Here is a 21,244-nt window from a genome sequence, read left to right on the forward strand (position 1 = left end):
GATCGGTAAGGTGGAGGCTTTTCATAAGGCGTATGTGTATGAGGCAGGGAGGTTCAATGGTCTTAGAGAATTCGTGTATTACTGGAACTTCGAGAGACCGCATCAAGGAATCAACTATATGTATCCCGCAGAATTATACTTCAACCGGACATATGTCCCTGGATAGAACAACAAAGAATGTAAACAGAAATATTTATCTATGCTTATGCAAATTTACTGGCGGTGGTAAATTGGCACAGGAAAAATCCTTCCTGACAGAGAAGCAGCTCAAAATCCTGGAGCTACGCGCCAGGGGTTACAAGCAGCGTGAGATAGCAGAAATTCTGGGCACCACACGTGAGAACATCGCTATACTGGAAAAGCGCGCCAGGGAGAATGTCAAAAAGGCGAGGCGCACAATAATAGCCTTCGAGAAACTATCGCCGGTGAGGGTATCCCTGGAGGAGGGCGAGGACATATTCGCTGCGCCCGAGAAGATTCTCAGAGCCGCTGACAAGCACGGCATAAAGGTGGTGCACAACAAGACATCACTCATCGGCCTGCTGCGCAGGAGGGGTGGAAACAGGGTTATGGGCAATCGCATTGCCAGGAAAATAGAGGTTAACATTCTGAGAAGCGGGAGGGTTATAGTGGAGTGATGCTAAATGAGAATTGAGCTACTCAGAAAGTCTCTGCCAGTGCAGGACGGCTGCTGCGGTGTTGAATTTCAAGAGGAGAGTGAGGAGTTTGAGAAGGCGGTTATGCAGGTGCTGGAGGAAAAAACTGGCAGAAGGTGGATAAACACCCTGAGCGTTTTTGAAGACCTGCATGGCAACATGCTCATAGTGCACAACTTCCCCAGAAACCTGCGCAGGGCTGAAAGGCTCGGTTTAGAGCAATTCCCGGCGCTGATAATAGGACGGGAGATCGCTATTCAGGGCAATGCCACGCGCAGTGAAATTGAGAAGGCCCTGGAAAAGCACTTAAATAATAAAAATAGTATGTAAATCGGTTTTAAATATAATAAATTAATTTTTTATTGTTATAATTTTTATCTCTGACGATGCAGATAGGCAGGGATTACAGGTTTGACAGGGTGGAAGCTGCCGGCTCGCTTGGCGACCTGGGCACACTCCTACCCCTAGCTCTGGGAATGATACTTCTCAATGGTGTAAGTGCCATAGGCCTGTTCTTTATGATTGGGCTGTTCTACATACTCTCCGGAGCCTACTACCGTGTGCCCACTCCCGTGCAGCCCATGAAGGTTATCGGCGCTTATGCAATCGCAAATTACGCCCTCATAACACCCAACATAATCTATGCGAGTGCCCTACTTGTGGGTGCTATCCTGATACTCCTCGGAACCACCGGCTTAATAGAGCTGAGCAGGTACGTTCCAAAGACGGTTGTCAGAGGTGTACAGCTCGGCGTCGGTACGCTGCTGCTCATCCGCGGTCTCGAATTTTTAAAGTCACCCCCTCAGAGCCCAGTCGTACCGGGCTATCAGTTTAAGCTTGCTGAACTCGGCGTGGGCGATCTGAGTGTGTATTTCCTGCTGGGAATTGCAAGCCTGGCTGTGGCGTATCTCCTCCTTGAGAACAGGAAGGCACCTGCCGCCCTGATAATAGTATTGGGGGGATTCATCATAGGCCTGGCCTTTCAAACGCCCAGAGTCACCCTGGGTATTCACCTGCCTGAGCCAATTTTCTTTAGAGGCATGCCGAGTGTGGACGACTTTGTTACAGCCTTCTTCCTTCTGGTCCTGCCCCAGATTCCAATGACCCTGGGCAATGCAGTAGTCGCACAGCACGACCTTGCGAAGAGCTACTTCGGGGGCAGAGCAGAGAGGGTGACCTACAGGGCGCTCGCCACGAGCCAGGGACTGGCGAACCTGGGCTCCTTCCTGTTTGGTGGTATGCCCATGTGCCACGGTGCAGGCGGCTTAGCAGCGCACTACAGGTTTGGCGCGCGTACGGCTGGCAACAACATAATAATAGGGAGCTTCTTCCTTGGCGTTGCCCTACTCTTCGGAGAAAGCTCAATAGAGATAATAAAGCTTCTGCCCTTCTCAATTCTGGGCGTTCTGCTGTTCATCGCCGGGGCAGAGCTCATGACGATGATAAGGGATCTGAGGGGGAAGAAGGAGTTCTATGTCCCGCTGGTGATGCTGGGCATTACACTTATGAGCAACCTTGCGTGGGCATTCCTCATAGGGCTAATCCTCGCTTACCTCCTTAAGTATGAAAAGATAACAGTTTAAGGGGATTAGGAAGCGCAAAAAATAAAAACCTCGCCGCCAATATTTTTCTAACCATTATTTACTAAACTTAAGGAAGGAGGTGGATTTAGATGGCTGCACAAGTTGGACAGCTTGGTGGGACTCCTGTATTGATACTCAAGGAGGGGACGCAGCGCACCCGGGGCAGTGAGGCGAGACGCACAAACATAATGGTGGCGAGAATAATCGCCGAGACCTTAAAGACCACCCTCGGACCGAGAGGGATGGACAAGATGCTCGTGGACAGCCTAGGTGATGTGACGATAACCAACGACGGCGTGACTATACTCAAGGAGATGGACATAGAGCACCCGGTTGGTAAGATGATAGTTGAGATAGCCAAGACCCAGGAGAGTGAGGTTGGCGACGGTACAACCACTGCAGTGGTGCTCGCAGGGGAGCTCTTAAAGCGAGCTGAGGACCTCCTCGAGCAGGAGGTGCATGCCACGCTAATAGCCAGAGGCTACCGCATGGCCTCAGAGAAGGCGAGGGAGATTCTCAACGACATGGCGCATGACATATCGCCAGACGACATGGAGGCACTGGAAAAGGTTGCGATAATGGCGATGACAGGCAAGGGGGCAGAGAAGTCCAAGGAGCATCTCGCGGGAATAGTGGTGGATGCGGTGCAGAAGGTGCGGGAGAATGGCATTGTCGACAGGGAACTTATAAAGATAGAGAAGAAGGCAGGCGGCGGCGTTGAGGATACGCAGCTGGTGAATGGCATTGTGCTGGACAAGGAGCGGGTGCACACTAGCATGCCCCGTGTGGTTAAGGAGGCTAAGATTGCACTGATAAAGTCTGCGCTGGAGGTTAAGAAGACAGAGGTGGACGCAAAGATAAATATCGTTGACCCGGAGCAGCTTCAGGCATTCATGGACGAGGAGGAGCGAATGCTACGCGATATGGTGGAGAAAATCAAAGCCTCAGGAGCGAATGTGGTGTTCTGCCAGAAGGGTATAGACGACATTGCACAGCATTACCTGGCGAAGGAGGGGATATTTGCGGTGCGCAGGGTTAAGGCGAGCGACATAGAGAAGCTTGCAAAGGCAACCGGGGCGAGGATTGTTACGAGTATTGACGACCTGAGCAGCAAGGACCTTGGGTATGCGGGCGTTGTTGAGGAGATGAAGATAGGCGATGATGAGATGGTGTTTGTGCGCGAGTGCAAGGACCCCAAGGCGGTGACCATACTCATCCGCGGCGGCAGTGAGCACGTGGTCAATGAGGCGGAGCGCGCCATTGAGGATGCGATAGGTGTTGTTGCGGCAGCGATGCATGTGGGCAAGGTTGTCGCAGGCGCTGGGGCACCGGAGGTAGAGGTGGCACTGAGGCTCAGAGATTACGCTGTTACGGTGGGAGGGCGAGAGCAGCTGGCGATAGAGGCGTTTGCCGATGCTGTGGAGGTGATACCCCGCGCTCTGGCCGAGAACTCCGGCCTGGACCCTATAGATGTGCTGGTGGAGCTTCGAAAGGCCCACGAGAAGAGCCCTGACTACGGCTACGATGTCACAACGAATGAGCTCACCGACACCTTCAAAGCGGGGCTTATAACCCCTGTGAGCGTTAAAACGCAGGCGATCTCTGCTGCCAGCGAGGTGGCGGTAATGATCCTTCGCATTGACGACATCGTGGCAGCCGGAAAATTTGAGAAGGAGAAGGAGGGAGGGGCGCCAGAGATGCCACAGTTTTAACCCCTCTTTTTTCTGCGGCTTTAGGAAGGAGTACCACCCTTGTGAGAGAGCAGGTAGTCTTTTTATTCGGCTGTCCACTACATTTTTTCTATCACCTCAGTCGGAGATTTCCTTTCTCATTTCCTGCAGAAGTTCAGCCAGTCTTTTTGCAAATGTGGCAAAGCTTTTTCTCTCCGCCCTTCTCAGCAGTATATGATCCACTCTCTCTGGCAGCTCTCTTGGTGTTATTCTCCCGCTTTTCTTGAAGTTTTCCCTGTACTTTGCGTAGTGTCTCAGTGCAAAGTGCGTCTTTTCTATTGCTGGTTCTTTAGCTCTTTCCAGAGGGATATCCAGCTCTTTCTCTATAAAGAAGAGATCAGCCACGTCTCTGCTCTTTATGCTCACTCTCGTCAGCAGGGCTCTGAGCTTCTCGCAGGCTATTTCTCTGGCATCGTATACGGGGTATTCTGCGAGTTTGTAGAAATCCAACAGCTCCTCAAAGTACTTCTTTTCTGTTGGAGAAAGGTTCACCTCTATCGGCCAAACGGTTTTGCTTTGGAATGGGAACAGAACCAGCTCATGGTAGTTCACCTGCACTTTCACGAAGGACTCTCTTCCGGTTAAGGCGGAGGTGTACCACACCTTAAAGGTCGCTAACCTGTTGTTGCTCCCTATCTCCACGTACCTTCTGTTGCTCTTATCCAGTCTGAAGTCCAGTCTGTGTTTTACAGCAACCTCTTCCAACCTTTCTCCGAAGGAGGTTATCAGCTTAGAGCACTCTCTTTTAATTCCCTTCCCGGAAATGCCGTGGAAGCGTTCCTGTTCCACGAAGGTGAAATCCAGGTCCTCAGAGATTCGGTGGTAGTTCAGGTAAACCTTGGAGAGACAGGTGCCGCCCTTAAAGGCGTACTCCTCTCCCTTCAACTTGTGGAGAAGCAGGTTCAGGAGGAAGTCCTTTTCCAGTAGCTCCTCGGAACCTATACCAGTGCGCTTGCCCAGCAGTGCCAGGAACTCCTTCAGCTTCTCCATCTCCTCTCAACCCACACACTAACCGTCTTTTCTACCGTCGATGGGTAGTGTCTCGCATAGCTCAGAAGAACCTCTGGGCTGGCATCCTTTCCATACTCATCGAGCACCGTCTCTGCGATATCTCTACCGGAGCGCCTGGAGAGGTAGATCATGTCCAGGAGTGTCTTCTCCAAATCGCTGTGCCTCAGTGTTATGCCGCTGGAGGTTCTGACATCCTTTATGCCGAAGGAAAAGAGCTTCGGCTTAATCCTGATAAAAAAGAAGTCGGAACCTGCTATGCTGAGGGGTTTCACCCTGTTGAAGCTGTCGTTGAGCACATAGCTGACTCTGAAGACCTCGTGGGTGAGGTTAAGCATCTTGAGCGCCGTGTTCAGGCCAAAGTACCAGTTCTTCACACCCTTGAACCCCAGACCTTCTGCGAGCAGCTCTGGAGCAGAGTACCTGAGCACGCCTGTCCTGTGTTCATTGTAGTCCTTGAGGTAGAAGATACCCCTGAATATCCTCACCAGATAGCCCTTGTTCAGCAGAACCTTTTTCGTGGTGAGGCCGTCCAGCCCGTAGCGTTTGCACACCTCCTCCAGCTCTTTCGAGGTGAGGAACCTCTTGCCCCTTAGGGGGAACTCTCTCAGGACGACTTCAATCGTTTTCATATCACAATTCACCTTATTGGATGAATAGTAATATGAAATCTAACGTCACCAATGTTTTGAAGGGAGTAGAGAAGATGTGAGAATGTGGAACCGCCGTGTTCAAAATCCTGTTAGAGTAGATTGAAAAGGGTGCTTTATTTGTAGAGAACTGGAGGCGATCTCTGTATGCAGATTATCCGGAGAAGAGCATATGCTTTTTGTAAGTTAACGATGAGACCGAAGGAAACACTTCTCCCGACAGCTAGAATCAGACCATTGGGGGATTGAAAGATTATATTGTCGCCGGTGCCTTCCTTGAGTTCTTTGGCTAAAATCAGACTATTGTGGGATTGAAAGTCTATTGTAGCAGAAACTTCAGCAGACGCAATCGTGCTGGAATCAGACCATTGTGGGATTGAAATGTTATTGTGGCATACCTGATTATCAGCGCAGTTGGGCTGGAATCAGACCATTGTGGGATTGAGAGTAGGGTGCAAAAACCCTGGCAGACCTCAGAAACTCTCCCAAGGTTGATATCAAGAGTAACAACTTTACCGCTCATGATTTAAGCGGTGCAAAAAGAAGTTTTTTATAAAGGTAAAGGGAAGTCAGAATACTTTTATCTCAATCTTGTCTCCACGATAGGGAATAAACTCCACAAAGCCCACCAGGTCCTCATTCATCTTAATATTCTCGACCACGTCATTGGGGATCTCAAGATAGGATTCTCCATTTTCCTGGAAGAATTTAACCTTGACATCACCCTCGATGCCTCTACCTATATTCAGGCAATATTCTTTCTCCCATTCCGCCTGATATTCTTTAATCTTGATACCAGCCTCTTTCATGGCCTCTATTTCCGCAGGGTCAAGTTTGAATTTCATAGCGATTCATCCTCGTAGATTTCTTTGAGTTGACGTATCGTTCTAGGTAAGTTTTTCTGTTATAGTAGTATAACAGCACGGACGTCGCTAATAGCTCCCTATCAGCAATTTATTTCTCAACCACTGCCAGCGACGCTTATCTAGGTTTTCACGTAGCTTTTTGCAAGCAAAGGCAGGCTCAACCTGAGCAGACCCTCAATACTCACCTGACAAAGACGCCCCAGGCCTTGCACCATATCCTTGCCACCTCTGCAACGGCGTCGTGGAAGATGAGGTTGGTGCCCCTCCTGAACTCTTCCTCCCCGATGTCTGCTATTAGGGCGTCGGCATCCCTGTAGGGTTGCTTTATCCACTCCCTGGAGAAGGCATAAGAAACCCTGCTGATATTCACCATCTCATCCCACTCATTCCTCCTGGGCAGCGTAATACGTCCGAGGGAGTACTTCTTCTCAGAATCTATCTCTATCAGCGAGTCCTCCGGCAGGTCTGTGACCACCTCGTCCAGGCTCTCAGTGGTGTAGTCGTGGATTGTCAGTCTTTCCTTATCGGGAAAGGATTCCTCCCACTTCGCCTCTATGCTCGGGTGCAAACTTCTAGGGAGCCTGCGCCTTATCCCCCTGCCCCCGTAATCGCGGAGGTCGCAGTGCAGGGGCATGTGGGCGTCGCAGATGTAGTGGCTGACCATATAGAACATCAGGGCTATCTGCCTGGCGGAGAAGTTCGGCGAGAGCGACAGGTCCCTTATCCTCTGCCGGGACAGGTCCTCCCTCCTGTATGCCCTGGCGCGCTTCTTCTTTGCGTAGAAGGCGAGAGGGTAGTCCCCCATTTTCAGCATGTCTATTATCCCATGGGTCAGGGCTATTACCCTGTCGGGGAGGTGGCCACCCACTTCCTCGTGGACCCAGTAGGGCTTTCTCAGCTCTTCCGAACCCTTCAGGTAACCCAGGCAGAGCCTTCTTCCGCTAAGGTTTTTCTTGAGCTGGGTGTAGGTGACCTTCCTCCGGGGCTCTATGCCTCCCAGCAGTTCCGGGTCACTTTCCATCTTGAAAATGTGGCCGTAGCTCATGTCCCTGATGAGGATGTCGGGGAGCCACGCCCCGTCCCAGACATCGCTGAGGTAGTAGGACAGGAGCTCCACCAGCTTGGGCGCCCTGCCGCTGTCGTCTATCAGCTTGAGAGCCCTCAACGCAACCCAGGCATGAGCCCGCTGCTTCATAACGCTAAACCCCCTTTCAGGGTATAAGCTGGGGCTGGGGTATATATAAAGGTATCTTTATACTGCTTTCAGCCTCTGTAAAGCAGGCACAGAAAGCTGTCCCTGCCCAGAAAGTCGCCTTCGCAGAGTGCCCGAAATCTGCACCCGCCGCGGCATTCGCTCAGATGCTCGCAGCCGGTGCATGCGAGCTCGCTCACCTTGGGCAGGTAGCTCTCTACTATTCTCCTCCATCCCTCTCTCAGCGAAATTTCTGCAAGGTTGCCAACACCCTGCACAAAAAAGCCGCACTTTGTAACATCGCCTTCCACATTAACAGCACACAGGTGAGAACCGCAGGCATAGTCACCGCTGCCCCCGTGCACCCCCGAGGAGAAGCCGTAGCGCGTGTATATCCGCGCCGCTTCCTCATAGGGTGGAAGCAGGTCGGGATTTTCGAGCAGTGTTCCCTTTGGCGACGGAACATCGAGACTCCACTCCTCCACGCCAAGGCTTTTAACAAGCCTCTCAAGCTGCGGGAATTCTTGGAGATTTTCCCTGTGAATCATCGTCGCCACACTAACCCTCATGTATTTAGCTGCGGCTCCAATTCCCCTCAGCGTCGCCTCAAAGCTTCCCTCACCTCGCAGTGCCTCGTGTCCCTGCCTCATGCCGTCCAGGCTGACCTGCACCTCATGCACATGCTCAGCCAGCTTCCTCGCTTTAGCTTCTAGAAGCGTGCCATTGGTGAGCACAACAACGCGAATCCCACGCTTAGAGGCGTAGCTGACAAGTTCCCAGAAGTAGGGAGAGAGCAGGGGCTCACCTCCGGTGATTAAAAGCTTCCATCCAAAGCTGGAGAACTCCTCCACAGCCTTAAAGGCCAGCTCCCTGGGCAGATCTATTGCCGCCTTATCACCCAGATAGCAGTGCCTGCACACCAAGTTGCACCGCTCTGTGATGTGGAGCTGTAGGTAGCGCAGCGAGGGTGTGAAGTTCTCAACCATAAAGCTCTGCGGGGCATCGTCGAGATGCTCATCCCTGAGACAGCCTTCCCCGAGGAGATACTCCACCGCCTCCCTCACCTGCCCCTCTTCAAACTCCTCTGTGAGACTCACGAAGTTATTGCTGCCTGTAAAGCGGCGCAGCAGCTCAAAGGCCTCGCTGTCCAGCTCATACACCTCATCCTCAACATAGTTGTAGAGGAAGTAGCCCTCCCCTCCGCGCAGAACACAGTTTTTAAGTCGGGGGTACATCATATCTCGTCTAGGGTAACCTTCCCCTGCTCCACAAGGCGCTTCGCTGTTTTAAAGGCTGCACACTCCAGGGTCTCGCCCTCCTTGTAGAAATCGCAGCGTTTACACACCCTCTCTCTTACCTCTTCAGACATATCCATGGTATCACCACAAAAAAAGAAAAAGAGGGATTTACATGCAGCTCTTGTGACACTTGCAGGTCGCATACGCAGTTTTCTTCTCCTTCTTCACAATTTTCATTTAATCACCCGATTATTCCTGCTCCCGCGTGATATTTATAGTTTTGCGCCCTTGCGTATAAAATTAAAAAAATTAGGAAATAGTAATACGTATTAGCAAAATTTTATTATTCTCCGGTGTACTTCTCCTTGTACTTCCTGTACTCCTCCTGAGCCTTCTCCTTGGACTCGCCCAGAAGGCGGCGGGTTATGTACAGGCGCATCCACGGCGTCTCCAGGATTTTGTACGCAGCCGCCAGTGGCGATGACTCCCTTGCTGCAATCGCATTTATGCGCTCACCTTCAACCTCCCTTGCCAGAGCAAATATCCTCACTGGCTCCTCGGCGAGGGCTACAATAAGCGGGTCATAGCTCAGCCGCTCATAAATATCCGCCAGACCCTCCTCAAGGAGGTTGCCGGCGCTCCAGGCATAGAGCGAGTGAGCACCCGGATAGACATTCCCGTCGTCGCTCACCTCCAGGCCGATTAATGGAAGCTTAATATCGCCCTTACCTTTTAGGAGTTCCTGCACCTGCTCCCTAAAGCCTGGAAACTCGAAGGCGTCCAGGGCTGAAGCCTTGCCCATGCTCTCCACTACCGTATAGAATACAAGCACCGGCTTTCCGGGGGTGTCCTCGAATTCAATGTATGCCTTTAGCAGTGCAGGCTTTGCTACGAGATTGCGCTCCTCGTCCAGAAGGCTCACGGTAACCCCCGGCTGAGTCACCTTCTGCGTGAGCCTAAGCTTCACGCCCTGCCCTTCAAGCAGCTTTATAAGCCTCGCGAGAGGGTCCTCGTAGGATGTGAGCTTCGTCAGAAGCACAACCTCAATTTCCGGAAACTCCTCCTGGGTCAGCATGAGGAGATTAATTATGCACTCTAGGGGCACATTCTGCACAAACTCGCCCTTCTCAAAGAAAACCTCCTGATGGAAGGCGTCCAGGCTGACCTGCAGCGTAAAGCTGAAGTTCTGGCTGCGGTTCTGCTTTGCTGCCTCGCGCAGCTTCGACAGTATCTCCCTGGCTCTGTCAGCATCCTGCGCCCAGAAGGCGCTGGTGGTTATGTCCAGGCGAGAGCGTGCATTCTTCACAAGGTAGAGCACCCGCTCCAGCTCCAGGAAGGGCTCGCCTCCCGTAACTGTGACTATGAGTGAGTGCTCCTCAGCGAAGTTTATCACCTCGTCGGCTATAACCTCAAACTCCTCCTCGTCTATACCCCGTCCTATCCTCTCCTCGCAGCTCGCCTTCCATGCTGCCAGGCAAAAGCGGCATCGGTTGGGGCAGAGCTCAGTGGGGACAATGCCGATGTTCAGAAGATTGAGTTCTACCTGTCTTCCCCCCTCTTCCTGCAGCCTCTCCACAAGTTCAAGACGCTTCTGTTCTGGCTCAGAGTTGAGCAGGGAGTACAGCCAGCGCTTCTGCTTCACCACGCGGTCAATGTCCAGCTCCTGCTCCCTCGCCAGGCCAAGCCAGGAGTAGGCGGTGGTTACCAGCTCAGCTATCTTCTCCTGCTCATCCTCTGTTTTTTCCGGATACTCCAGCGACACCGCCATGGGTATCTTCGCCTGCAGATGAAGCCCGAGTAGGGGGGTGAACTTGCTGAGAGGCCAGCCCGTAAAGGACAGGAAATTTATTATGCGGTCGGCAAATCGCATGCCCAGGCGGTCTATGAAGTCGTAGATGTATATCATCATAACAAGGAAACTTAGCTCCTGGGCAATCTTCTTTTTATCAAAGAAATCCTGTATCCAGGCCAACTTGTAGAAAAGGTAGGTCTGCTTGTTCTTAATAAAGATGTCCTCCAGCGTCTCCTCAGGCTTAAGCTGCTTCAGCTGAAACTCCAGGTGGTCTTCTTCCATGGCTGCCATAGCTTAAAGAGATGCAGAGGGGGAATAAATATGTTGCCCCGGCTTATCCCCCATCCATCTTCAACCTCAGCACCTTCTCAAGCAGCTCGAGCTTGAGGGTTGTCTCCTCCCTGAATTTGCCCTTCTTCGCCTCCCTTACCTTGCCCAGGTCGTAGCAGGTGGTGTTGTCTATATCAACGAGCACACCCTTTAAGCCCAGGCGCTCAAAGTCGTGCTGGTGCTTTATGAAGAAGCTCTCGCAGCAGGTGCCTATGAAGGCATCGATGCCCCTTTCGCGGAGGCTGCGAAGCGTCTCCTCCAGGTGCTCGTAGTTCACAATGGTAATCGCCTCCAGGCCCAGCTCCTCTGCGAGCTCATATGCTTTACCAACAGTGCAGCCTCCGCACTTTCTGCAGGCGTTTTCATATCGAAGGTCGCAGCCCTTTGCCTTGGCGCAGTAGGGTAAAAGCAGCGCCTTGGGCCTGGCAATGCCCTCGAAGTCCTCCAGCACTGTAAATATTCGGTTCGCCTCCTCTATGCCTATGCCGTACTTCTTAAGCCTGAGTTTGGCGAGGGCGGCAAGCAAAGCCTCAACAAAATCTTCGACGCCCGCACCTGGTATCTCAACCTCCCGCTCTGAGAAGAAGCGCCTCACTGTGGCCTCAACCTCCTCCGGCGCGGCGCTCGCGTCCTTGAGCCTCGCCTCCAGGTCGAAGATGGCCCTCTTGGGATAGGCAAAAAAGTCGCCTGTAATCAGAGCAAAGTGGATGCGCTCATTCCTTGTGTCGACGACCAGCTGAGCGCGAATAAGTCCGCCGGGTGTTTTCTTCGCGGCGCGGAGCGTTGCGCGCTGCTCCGGCGCTCTCCGCGTGCCGTAAATCCACTCCCGTGATTTAAACTTCGGCAGAAGCTTTCCATAGAGCTTTTCCTCTGCTCGGGTAAGCTCGCCCTCCTCGAAGTACAGCTCAAACTCCCTGGCAAACCCCTGCATTAGGGCGCGCTTCACCTCCTCCAGTGCCGGCAGGTGGCCAAGCTCCCACCTGACGCAGGTAACGCGTTCCTTAACCGACTCCATCTCCTTGTCCTTCAGCTTCTCAGTGGGTATGCGCAGCGCCCTGAGCATGGTCTCGACATCGAAGTCCATGAGCAGGGTGCCCTGGAACAGAAAGACGTCCTCCTCGAGTGCACCCCCTGTACCCGAGATCTTCCTTCCGTTAACCTCTATGTCGTTCTTCGGGCGAAAGGCGGCGTCGATGCCAAGGTTCCGCAGCCCGCGCACAGCGCCCCTGCATATTACCTCGTAGAGCTCTTCAACGCGCTTCGGGAAGGCTTCATAACCTCGAGGGGCGATAATCTCCCACCCGAGCTGCGTCTCATCGAAATACAATGCCCCCCCACCGGTGATGCGGCGGTTTATATCTATGCCCGCCTCCCTGCAGTAACTCTCCCGAATCTCCAGCTCAACACTCTGATGGAATCCCACCAGTGCAGCGTTGGGTGAAAACTGAAGAAAACGCAGCGTATTGGGTGAAGAATGCCTCGCCCTTGCAAGAAGCAGGGCCTCGTCTATGGCGAGGTTTTCAGCGGCACTCCGCTTGCCGGTGTCCAGCAAACGCCAGGTCTGCATAGCCCTATCACCAAGGCTGGCAAGGGCAAAAAAAGAAGTAAAGCTCTTTCACTGGGTTGGTATTCCGGGTATCATGGGCATACCCTCACCCATTGTGTACTCACTCACCACATTGCCCTGCTCGTCGTACTGTCGCATAGTTATCTTACCATCCTCCATCTCCCATTCAAACATCAATTTACCCCGCTCGTCATAGAGGAGCATATGGGAATAGCTTCCACTCTCGTCGAAGTAACTCTCCATCTTTCCAGCACCCTCTGCACCGGCACTTTCGAGCACAGCCTTGCAGAGCCTCTTGCCTTTGTGGCTAACAACACCCTGTACAATCAGTTTGGCGCTCTCGCCAGTGGTTGGATTCATCCACTGCCAGTATGTGCCCCTTTTGCACCAGCCTTCGCTCACTGTGCCCTCTACCTTCTCTTTTACCTTTTCACCCACGTCACTGACAGCACTTTTCCCCCCACCGGTACAGCCCAGAAAGAGGAGAAGGAGCAGAAATGCAACAAAAAATAGTGTTTCCCCATATTTTACCACCTCATACGTACTTTTCCGCAAAATTCCCTGCGATAGGTAACCTGTACCTCTCACCCCTGTAAGCTTTGTACATAAGAAGTATCCATAGAACTATTGAAACTATGAAGACCACAAGACCGAGCAGGCCGCCCACCACCCATCCCACGAGAGGCACCATCATCACTATCGGAATAAGCACCCACTGGATAACCAGAATCACCCCGAAAACCACAATGCTCTGCACCGCATGAAAGCGCACAAATTTGTTATCCTTCTCAATCACATAAAATACTATCCCGGTTATAATCCCCAGAAGATAGCAGAGCAAACCTGCAATATTCTCTTCCAGACCTGTACTTGTTTTTCCACCCAACCCTTTCACCACCTCCCATTCTATTCTTTTAATGGTGGGATATAATGTTTTCGGCTTCAGAATGGATTAATCCTCCCTTCCCTTCCACCCCCTGGGATATGTGCCGGTGCTCATGAGTACCCGCGTTGTCTTAACCGCAATTCCCGAGTTTTCTGTGAGTATGCTCTTCGTGTCCATTTTCGCCTTGCCCAGAGCGATGAGCTCCCCCTTGAGGGTGAACATGGCCACCAGATCGCCAGGGCTGAGCTCACTGTCCACCTTGGCTATGCCGGGTATCGCCAGGTTGGCGCCATGGCAGAGGGCGTCAACTGCAGAATCGCGCACCACCACGCGGGGGAGGTGCTTCACCGCATGCTCCACCGGCAGAATAGCTTTGCGGAGGAAGCTCTCATCACCATCCTCGCGCCAGAAATGGTAGGCGTCACAGAGGTCGTGCAGTGTTACAAGCGTTTCCTCAGTGAAGCTCCCGCTCTTTGTGCGTCTTAGTTCAAGCATGTGGGCGCCCACGCCCAGAACCTCGCCCATGTCGTGGCACAGCTTGCGTATATACGTGCCTGCTTCGCATCCTACGCGGAAGAGAACATCCCTTGCGTCGACCTCAAGAAGCTCCATATAGTATATTCTGCGGGTGCGCAGCTGGCGCCTCACAGCGCTCTTCACAGGCGGGCGCTGTACTATTGCCCCGGTGAACTCCTCAAAAACCTCCCTGAGGCGAGTCTCTGCAGCATCGCCATGGAGACGCATCACGCACACGTACTCCTTACCCGCCGGGAGAAGCACCTGGAGTATGCGGGTGGACTTTTCGAGACCTATGGGGAGGACTCCAGAAACCTTGGGGTCGAGGGTACCCCCGTGGCCAGCCTTCTTCAGATTCAAAATCCTCTTGACCCACGAGACAACCTCATGGGAGGTGGGGCCACGGGGTTTGTCGAGGTTCACAAAACCATAGGTTATGTGCTCCTCGATGGTTCTCTCAGAAGGGCGCTTCCCGAATTTATCGCTGGTTTTCGCCTTGGTGCGGGTTATCAGCTTCCTCTCAACCTCAGAAGGTAGCCTGCTCATTCTTCAATTCCCGCTTCCTTCAGAGCCTTCTCAATCTCCTCCCTGGAAGCGCCCTTCTTTATCTTCAGTGTAACATCGAGAGGCTCAAGGTGCTTGACATTGCACCTTCTGCGCTTTATCCAGGGCGAGTCTACAAGCACAAAGTTCTTGTCTATCTGTTCAACCACAACTGCCTTCTTACCAGCTTCTCTGCCTGCAAGTTTCACACATACTCTTCCAACTTCAAACATTGTCTATCACCTCACTGTTTCCAAAGCTCGTCCCTCTTCAGTCGCCTTCCGGGTTCATCCTCGCTTTGGAGCTGGTTACCCGTCTCGGGCGGAGCCCGATAGGGTGACGTTAGTTACCCGTTTCGCACGAAGTGCGATAGGGTGACTTTTAATTACCTTTACCCAAATGATAGGGTGACAGGGATATGCAAAGAGAGATTATCTCAATAACATCTTCAGCTTCGTAAAGACCGGTGTTGAGCACAATATCGTAGGGCGAGAGGTCCTCTATGCGAATGCCATAAATCTCCCGGTAGCGCCTGGCCTCGCTCTCCTCCCGCATCTTCGTCTCCTCCAGCGCCCTCTCATATTCAATGCCCTCACGCCTGGCCACACGCTCTGCGCGCACCTCCAGAGGGGCCTTAAGCCAGATTTTGATTTCAGCTTCTGGGAGAAGCCAGGCGGTGAGTCTGCCGTCAACGACAGCATCGCCACTCTTTGCCAGCTCCACCTGGCGCTCATCCACAAGGCGGTCTACCTCATGGTGCTCCTCTGCATACCTGGAGAACTCCGCCAGGGTCATGCCCCGCTCCTTTGCAAGCGCCCTGAAGACCTCGCCCGCACTCACATGGCGCAGATTGAAGCGTGAAGCTAAGGCTCTGGCTACGGTTGTCTTTCCCGAGCCTATGGGTCCGCTGACTGTTACTATCATTCTCCTCTCACTAGCCTTTTCAGCTCAGCGCGCATACATGCAGAGCAGAGGTAGCCGCCGTAGGGGCGCGAAACCCTGCGCTGTGAGCGCTGCAGCTTTCGAATCTCAGCACTTCGCCCTCTTGCAACGCCGTGCAACTCGCGCTTGCACAGGGCGCACTTCGCATAACCCGGGCGCTTCTTCTTGAAATGGATTACCACCCTTCCTCCAGGTGTTCGCTTTGATATCTTCTTTACAGAGCGTGACCTTTTGCTCGGTTTCATACTCACTACCTCCAATAAGAACTTTTCTGTGTGTAATTATGCGATATAAAGATTTCTAAGGCCCTTCTATGTTAAGAATCTTCTTAAGCAGCGGCGACACCGCAAAGGAGCTGAGGATATACCAGCCAAACCATCCCAGTGTGGTGCCATACTTGGGCAGCTCAAAAGGCAGGGTAACCACTGTCATACTGGGGGGCAGGGTGTAGCGCAGCCAAGAGAAGATCAGAAATATGGGAATTATTGTATAAAACATGGGTTTGAAGGAGGTTCCCATCATCTCACGCTGCACCGTCATCATCTCTGTATTAATTTTCTTAACTTCCTTCATGTTCCCTGCCTTCTGTGCCTTCTTCAGCCTTTTCTGAAGCTCCTTCATCTTCTCCTTTACCTTTCGCATCTTGCGCTGGTCAACAACACGTGCAGTTACCAGGGTAATGAAGAGGGAGACCAGTGTAGAGACTATGAATATGCCCACCATATAGTTCATCCTTTCATTGGCGGTGAGGTGGAAGAAGAGTCCCAAGGTGGCATCCATCACCGCATACAGGGGTTCTAGAATCACCGGCATTTATATCGCCTTCACAAGTTGTTCTACCGCCTCCTCGAGGCGGTTATCGTGGTTTTCAACTATCATGACAGTCGCACCTGTAAGCGTTGCATACGCCATTGCAGCAGCGCGATTTATAGCCTGGTGCTGAGCTATCTCCTCCATGGTATCTTCATCTCTCACGCGCGTCACATCGCTGGTGCGCCTCATCTGAATCTCCTCCGGACTGGCTTCGACAAGCACTATCTGCGTTGGCTTGAGATCCTCCAGTACCCAGCTTGGCAGGCCTGGAAGATAGCCCGCAGGCGTCTTGATGGTGCAGTGAGTATCCACTATCACATTGTTAACCTCTGCCACATTGGCTATAGCTATTGCGGCAAGCTTCTGAATTTTCTTCTGTACATCAGGTGAGAGCCTCCGCATCTCATCGCGGTCACTTACAAGCTTCTGTTTTTCCGCTACCTCAAACATCTTATCACCAAAATTTATAATCTCAAATTTCTCCTCCAGCTTCTCCAGCGCTGAGTTGAGCACAGTGGTTTTTCCAACGCCTGGTATGCCTGTGACCACCACACACTTCATCAATCAACCTCCTAGAACAGATCGCCCACAACCTTCCTGAGCATCGGGTGAATCTCCATTATCTGCTGCTTTGCAATTTCCTCGTACAGGCGATAGAGGATTCCAACTGTTAGGAGCACTCCAGTACCGCCGCCGAGGGCACCGGTGAGGTCACCGAAGGCGGCGAGCATGCCAACGGCTGCGCCGCCAAGCACCGTAACCGCAGGTATGTAACGCTGAAGCACCCGCTCTATAATGCGTATGTCGCCCCTGAAGCCTGGTATCTTCATCCCGCCCTGCTGGAGATTCTTTGCAACGGTCTTGGCGTTCATGCCAGTGGTCTCCACCCAGAATATGGAGAAGAGCACCGAGAGTGAGATGAGCAGCAGGGTGAAAATCACCGCATGCACCGGATCAAAATCTGCCCTGTAGATCGGCGTCGGGAAGGTGAAGTACTTAACTATACCCGTCGCAGCCCCTGTGGCCTGGTCTATTGTGCCAAGAAGCGGATAGCCCATACTCTGGAGCACCGTAGCCCATAGCTGCACATTGGCCATAAGGATACTTGCAAAGATTACAGGGATGTTGCTGGCGTAGATGAATTTGATGGGATACCTTCCGCGTGCCCCGCGGAACCTGCCGTAAGTGAGAGGTATCTCCACACGCATGCTCTCAAAGTAAACCACGATACTAAACACAATGAGGGTACCCAGCAGCGGTACGAGGGAGAAAAAGTCAGGATAACCCTTGAACAGGGTGTAGAAGAACTTGGGTACTATGCCTGCAGGAGCACCACCACTGAAGAAGGGGTTGAAGCCGCGCCAGGCTATCTCCTCGCATACCCCGGCGACGATGAACAGACCTATACCAGAACCAAAACCCCACCTCGAGACAACCTCGTCCATGTATATGAGCATAGCACCTGCAGCGATAAGCTGTGCCACTATCAGGAACTGGTAGAAGGGGTCATTGCCCTGTGCTGGCAGAGCGCCCATAAGCACCATTACACTCGCTTCAAATACGGTGAAGAAGAGGGCAAGCAGCTTCTGTGTACCCATGTAGATTGCCTTATCCCTGGGCTGGGAGAGGTCAAGGTCTATGAGCTTACCACCCACGAGTATCTGAAGAATAATTGAGCCTGTTACGATAGGGCCTATGCCCAGCGTCATAAGCGTGCCGAATTTGCTCGCCATTATTGTCTGAAGCGTGGCAAAGTAATTTATAGCGCGCTCATGGTCCAGCCCGTAAAGCATTGTATTTGCAAGGAGAAGATAAACTACCAGAACAAGGACAACCCACTTAAGGCGGTCCTTGAAGCTGAGTATCACCCGAGGACGTTCCACCTCAGGCAGGCTGGTCAGTAAGCCTTCAAAGTTGTGCAGAATGCCCATTACGGCTTCACTCTCCGTCACGCCGGGGAGCCGGACTCCCGGGTAACCAGCACTATTGCCTCACCACCGGCTTCGGTTATCTTCTTGACAGCAAGCGAAGAGAACCTGGGCGCCTTAACCAGAAGCGCCCGCGTAACCCTACCGGTACCGAGAACCTTTTCCACGTTCAGCTTAGTAACATCCACCTCTATCTTACCATCGACCTCTCTGGCGATACCACGGGCGAGGAGCTCATCCACAAGCTCATCGAGCTCACCCACATTTATCGTCTCATATACATCCTTCACTTCCGGGGGTAAATCGAAGCCCCGTCTGCCAAAGTAGCCCGGAGCATACTTTATTATCCATGTCCACTTACCCTTAAGGCCTCCGGCCATGCCGGTGCCGCCTCTGTTTCCTGCTCCCCGGGCCTTCTTGTGCGAACCCCGTCCGCAGGTTCGTGAGCCGCGCTTTTTGCGTATCTTCCTGTTTTTCAGCGCCATTAGCGCATCCTCCTTAGAAGCTCCTTCATGGCCTCGCCCCTGTAGCCCAGAGCAGCACCCTCCACGAAGCTGCGCTTTATCCCGCGGTAACCCTTGCGCGGTGGATGCAGCCTGAACACCGGCTTGAGGTCAGGTATATCACTGAGTTCTGCCTTGAAATCAACAAAAGCCTTTGCAAAGTCGTCTATGCTCTTAAACCGGGTGTGCTCCTTCACATAGGCATCGGTTAGCTTTTCTCCGCCCACAAGCTCACCTCTCCTGCGAAGGATGAGTGCCACCTCGTCAGCGCTAACTTCGCCCCAGGTTATGTAGTCCTTTACCTTCTGCAGCATTCCCGCATAGGTGGGGCGGTCATCTATAAAGACGCAGTGGTTCACCCGGGTAAGCCGCAGCATCGTAAGCGTATCTTCAACCTCCTGCGGGACGCCCACGCGCCCCCGCACTCTCACCACAGAAAGACGGCGCATCTTACTCCACCTCGCCTTCGGCCATGCTCACTGCCCTGGCCTCTCTCTCCGTCAGCTTCATCAGCGTTGTGTTGCGCAGAGCCTCGTAGGTAGCTTTAGCGGTGTTTATGGTGGTGCGCGTCTGTCCAGAGGTCTTACTCCATACATCGGTAATGCCCGCGAGGGCGAGAATCTTCTTGCTGACATTGTTTGTAACCAGTCCCACACCCCGGGGTGCAGGCAAGAGGGTCACGCGAACACTTCCTGCTCGTCCAGTGACCGCGAAGGGCACGCTGTGCTGCGTCCCGCAACCGCATTCCCAGCTGCCGCAGCCACGCGCAACCTGAATCAGGTTGAGCTTTGCATCGCGAATAGCCTTGCGTATCGCAGGGCCCACCTCTCTGGCAACGCCTTTACCCAGGCCCATGTAGCCGTTCTTGTTGCCCACCGCCACAGTGGCGCGGAAGCGCACCCTTCTTCCAGACTTGTGCATCCTCTGCACCAGATTTATGTCGAGAACCTCTTCGGTGATCTCGGGGAGGAGAATATCAACTATCTCGGGCTCCATAATGGGTAAGCCGAGCTTGAAAATCTCACCTATCCTGGTAATCTCTCCGTTTTTCACCATCGCCCCAAGGCGCGTTACAGGTTCCCACTCAAGCTCTTCCACCATTATTATGCACCTCTTATCTTCTCAAGCACCTCATCGAAGTGCTCGGGCAGCTTTTCCGGATCAAGACCCTGCTTCAGATAATCGCCAAAGCGCCTCTGCTTCTCCTCCTCGTCGAGGAGCTTCGCATACGCTGCGATGTGCTCCCCGCGTATGCGCTCCATGCTGGGGAACACCTCCTCATCCGCAGGCACCTCCACGCCAGCATCAACTATACCCTTAAGCGCCGCAAAGGCTTTGCTGCCCGGGATAGGGCGGAGCAACCCCAAATCGAATACCGCCTCGCCGATGCCCTTCTCAAGGGCGCGCTTGCCCAGGAGGTAGCCCACCAGGTAAGCGGAGCACAGGTTAGAGGTGCTGCCCTTCCAGCCAAACTTCGCCAGCTCCTTTGAATGAACAGACACCTTTGTTACATCACCTTCAGGTGAGTACTCAACCACTTGCCCAATCACGTGTTTATTTGTGAACCTCATAACCGCACGGGGTTTGCCTGAAAGTAAAAGCTTCAGCCTGTGTCTGTAGTCTGTTCTTTTTTCCCTTCTCCTTCTGAAGGGCACTCGATACCTAGCACCTCTTGCCATTAAATATTCACCTCTCGCTAAGCTCGTGTTCCGCTATGTAGCTCCGCAGGTGTGCCCTGCTCCTGAAGGCACCACCCTTTGCCATGCGGTAGAGTTTCCTGTAAACTGTAGGCTTGATTTCGCCGCTATCGCGCAGCTCGCGCAGCATCTTACGAAGGGCGCGTATTGTCGTCATCCACCTCTCCTTCTTTCCATACCTGGCGTACTTGGCACCCTTCCTGCTGCCGTGCCCGTGCCTTCTTCCCTTCTTCTTCTGGAGCGCCAGCTTCTTCTTGCGGTAGCTGCTGATTCCCCGCTTCTGTCTTGCACGTATAATTCCCTCGGCAATTAGCCTGCGCACATCATCGCGGGTGACTGCTTCGCTCACATCCTCTGTCGCCTCGGGATCAATCCATATCCTGTTCTCTCCCGCTTTGAGCAGCGACGCTGCCATTCTGCGCTGAGTTCTCAGTGTCATAATCTTAAGCCTCCGAAGGTGGGTTAAGAACCTTAATATTCAGCTCCTTAGCTTTCTCAAGCATCAGCAGGCGCTTTCTTCTGCCCACACGCGCGGAGATGCGCACCGCCTCACTGCTCGCGTCTATCCCTTCAAGCTCGGCTAAGTTGTGCACCAGAACCTCGCGGTAGCCCGAGGGATGAAGACCTCGAAGCGAGGCGTCGTTACCATAGCCTATTCTCGGTGAAAGGAACTTACCCTTCTTGTATATACGCGTCTTGCTGTGCCTGCCCTTCGGTCTCCGCCAGCTGCCGCGGCTCAGCTTTTTGTGACGATGATAATCAACACGCTTGAACTCCGGTTTTTTCTTTGTCCTCATCTGCACC

General features: G+C 52.9%; 27 protein-coding genes. 4 read left to right on the forward strand and 23 right to left on the reverse strand.

Annotation, left to right across the window (positions count from 1 at the left end):
• Nucleotides 1-230 precede the first annotated feature (230 nt).
• The 4 genes from ACXJJW_RS04325 (at nt 231) to thsB (ending at nt 3,951) form a co-directional block, all read left to right on the forward strand.
• Entirely contained in the window at nt 231-638 is a 408-nt protein-coding gene (locus ACXJJW_RS04325) for a Tfx family DNA-binding protein (RefSeq protein WP_456474502.1), read from the forward strand.
• Nucleotides 639-644: 6 nt separating this feature from the next.
• Entirely contained in the window at nt 645-986 is a 342-nt protein-coding gene (locus ACXJJW_RS04330) for a hypothetical protein (RefSeq protein ID WP_456474503.1), read from the forward strand.
• A gap of 56 nt (nt 987-1,042) precedes the next feature.
• Nucleotides 1,043-2,239 carry a putative sulfate/molybdate transporter gene (locus tag ACXJJW_RS04335; protein ID WP_456474504.1) on the forward strand — a complete coding sequence of 399 codons (1,197 nt, stop codon included), beginning with the start codon at nt 1,043-1,045 and terminating at the stop codon, nt 2,237-2,239.
• An 89-nt stretch (nt 2,240-2,328) separates the two neighbouring features.
• Nucleotides 2,329-3,951, forward strand: coding sequence for a thermosome subunit beta (gene thsB, locus ACXJJW_RS04340; RefSeq protein ID WP_456474505.1), 1,623 nt, complete (start codon nt 2,329-2,331; stop codon nt 3,949-3,951).
• A gap of 96 nt (nt 3,952-4,047) precedes the next feature.
• Here the strand turns inward: thsB and ACXJJW_RS04345 are convergent, their stop codons facing one another.
• The 23 genes from ACXJJW_RS04345 to ACXJJW_RS04455 form a co-directional block, all read right to left on the reverse strand.
• Nucleotides 4,048-4,959: a nucleotidyl transferase AbiEii/AbiGii toxin family protein gene (locus ACXJJW_RS04345; protein WP_456474506.1), complete on the reverse strand. Its 912-nt coding sequence runs from the start codon at nt 4,957-4,959 to the stop codon at nt 4,048-4,050.
• Complete coding sequence (locus ACXJJW_RS04350) at nt 4,947-5,609, reverse strand: type IV toxin-antitoxin system AbiEi family antitoxin domain-containing protein (protein WP_456474507.1); 663 nt, start codon at nt 5,607-5,609, stop codon at nt 4,947-4,949. Before ACXJJW_RS04350 ends, ACXJJW_RS04345 begins: the two co-directional genes overlap by 13 nt.
• Before the next feature lie 587 nt (nt 5,610-6,196).
• Nucleotides 6,197-6,472, reverse strand: a complete 276-nt coding sequence (locus tag ACXJJW_RS04355; protein ID WP_456474508.1) for a hypothetical protein — start codon at nt 6,470-6,472, stop codon at nt 6,197-6,199.
• Nucleotides 6,473-6,674: 202 nt separating this feature from the next.
• Nucleotides 6,675-7,688, reverse strand: a complete 1,014-nt coding sequence (locus tag ACXJJW_RS04360) for a phospholipase C/P1 nuclease family protein (RefSeq protein WP_456474509.1) — start codon at nt 7,686-7,688, stop codon at nt 6,675-6,677.
• A 68-nt stretch (nt 7,689-7,756) separates the two neighbouring features.
• Nucleotides 7,757-8,923, reverse strand: a complete 1,167-nt coding sequence (locus ACXJJW_RS04365) for a radical SAM protein (protein WP_456474510.1) — start codon at nt 8,921-8,923, stop codon at nt 7,757-7,759.
• A complete protein-coding gene (locus ACXJJW_RS04370) occupies nt 8,920-9,060 on the reverse strand; it encodes a hypothetical protein (RefSeq protein WP_456474511.1) in 141 nt (46 codons plus the stop codon). The genes ACXJJW_RS04365 and ACXJJW_RS04370 overlap by 4 nt, the downstream gene beginning before the upstream one ends.
• Nucleotides 9,061-9,266: 206 nt before the next feature.
• Nucleotides 9,267-11,006 carry a radical SAM protein gene (locus tag ACXJJW_RS04375; protein WP_456474512.1) on the reverse strand — a complete coding sequence of 580 codons (1,740 nt, stop codon included), beginning with the start codon at nt 11,004-11,006 and terminating at the stop codon, nt 9,267-9,269.
• Nucleotides 11,007-11,049: 43 nt separating this feature from the next.
• Nucleotides 11,050-12,612, reverse strand: a complete 1,563-nt coding sequence (locus tag ACXJJW_RS04380; RefSeq protein WP_456474513.1) for a lipoyl protein ligase domain-containing protein — start codon at nt 12,610-12,612, stop codon at nt 11,050-11,052.
• A 48-nt stretch (nt 12,613-12,660) separates the two neighbouring features.
• Complete coding sequence (locus ACXJJW_RS04385; protein WP_456474514.1) at nt 12,661-13,050, reverse strand: hypothetical protein; 390 nt, start codon at nt 13,048-13,050, stop codon at nt 12,661-12,663.
• Nucleotides 13,051-13,147: 97 nt separating this feature from the next.
• Nucleotides 13,148-13,510 (reverse strand): DUF4870 domain-containing protein, encoded by a 363-nt coding sequence (locus ACXJJW_RS04390; protein ID WP_456474515.1) that lies wholly within the window; start codon nt 13,508-13,510, stop codon nt 13,148-13,150.
• 54 nt (nt 13,511-13,564) lie between these two features.
• A complete protein-coding gene (locus tag ACXJJW_RS04395) occupies nt 13,565-14,560 on the reverse strand; it encodes an RNA-guided pseudouridylation complex pseudouridine synthase subunit Cbf5 (protein WP_456474516.1) in 996 nt (331 codons plus the stop codon).
• Entirely contained in the window at nt 14,557-14,790 is a 234-nt protein-coding gene (locus ACXJJW_RS04400; protein WP_456474517.1) for a 50S ribosomal protein L14e, read from the reverse strand. Before ACXJJW_RS04400 ends, ACXJJW_RS04395 begins: the two co-directional genes overlap by 4 nt.
• A gap of 148 nt (nt 14,791-14,938) precedes the next feature.
• Nucleotides 14,939-15,481 (reverse strand): (d)CMP kinase, encoded by a 543-nt coding sequence (gene cmk / locus ACXJJW_RS04405; protein WP_456474518.1) that lies wholly within the window; start codon nt 15,479-15,481, stop codon nt 14,939-14,941.
• Nucleotides 15,478-15,744: a 50S ribosomal protein L34e gene (locus ACXJJW_RS04410; RefSeq protein ID WP_456474519.1), complete on the reverse strand. Its 267-nt coding sequence runs from the start codon at nt 15,742-15,744 to the stop codon at nt 15,478-15,480. The genes cmk and ACXJJW_RS04410 overlap by 4 nt, the downstream gene beginning before the upstream one ends.
• 55 nt (nt 15,745-15,799) lie before the next feature.
• Nucleotides 15,800-16,312 carry a DUF106 domain-containing protein gene (locus ACXJJW_RS04415; RefSeq protein ID WP_456474520.1) on the reverse strand — a complete coding sequence of 171 codons (513 nt, stop codon included), beginning with the start codon at nt 16,310-16,312 and terminating at the stop codon, nt 15,800-15,802.
• The gene (locus tag ACXJJW_RS04420) at nt 16,313-16,873 is read right to left on the reverse strand and encodes an adenylate kinase (protein ID WP_456474521.1); all 561 of its coding nucleotides are present in this window, start codon (nt 16,871-16,873) and stop codon (nt 16,313-16,315) included.
• An 11-nt stretch (nt 16,874-16,884) separates the two neighbouring features.
• The gene (gene secY, locus ACXJJW_RS04425; RefSeq protein WP_456474522.1) at nt 16,885-18,264 is read right to left on the reverse strand and encodes a preprotein translocase subunit SecY; all 1,380 of its coding nucleotides are present in this window, start codon (nt 18,262-18,264) and stop codon (nt 16,885-16,887) included.
• On the reverse strand, nt 18,261-18,725 hold the full coding sequence (locus ACXJJW_RS04430; RefSeq protein WP_456474523.1) for an uL15 family ribosomal protein: 465 nt from the start codon (nt 18,723-18,725) through the stop codon (nt 18,261-18,263). The genes secY and ACXJJW_RS04430 overlap by 4 nt, the downstream gene beginning before the upstream one ends.
• Complete coding sequence (locus tag ACXJJW_RS04435; protein ID WP_456474524.1) at nt 18,725-19,192, reverse strand: 50S ribosomal protein L30; 468 nt, start codon at nt 19,190-19,192, stop codon at nt 18,725-18,727. The genes ACXJJW_RS04430 and ACXJJW_RS04435 overlap by 1 nt, the downstream gene beginning before the upstream one ends.
• Nucleotide 19,193: 1 nt before the next feature.
• Nucleotides 19,194-19,844: a 30S ribosomal protein S5 gene (locus ACXJJW_RS04440; protein WP_456474525.1), complete on the reverse strand. Its 651-nt coding sequence runs from the start codon at nt 19,842-19,844 to the stop codon at nt 19,194-19,196.
• Nucleotides 19,845-19,846: 2 nt separating this feature from the next.
• Entirely contained in the window at nt 19,847-20,422 is a 576-nt protein-coding gene (locus ACXJJW_RS04445) for a 50S ribosomal protein L18 (RefSeq protein WP_456474526.1), read from the reverse strand.
• Between the two features lie 7 nt (nt 20,423-20,429).
• Nucleotides 20,430-20,879 carry a 50S ribosomal protein L19e gene (locus ACXJJW_RS04450; protein WP_456474527.1) on the reverse strand — a complete coding sequence of 150 codons (450 nt, stop codon included), beginning with the start codon at nt 20,877-20,879 and terminating at the stop codon, nt 20,430-20,432.
• A gap of 4 nt (nt 20,880-20,883) precedes the next feature.
• Nucleotides 20,884-21,237, reverse strand: coding sequence for a 50S ribosomal protein L32e (locus tag ACXJJW_RS04455; protein ID WP_456474528.1), 354 nt, complete (start codon nt 21,235-21,237; stop codon nt 20,884-20,886).
• Nucleotides 21,238-21,244: the final 7 nt, after the last annotated feature.

It is taken from the genome of Candidatus Pyrohabitans sp. (genome assembly GCF_054014795.1).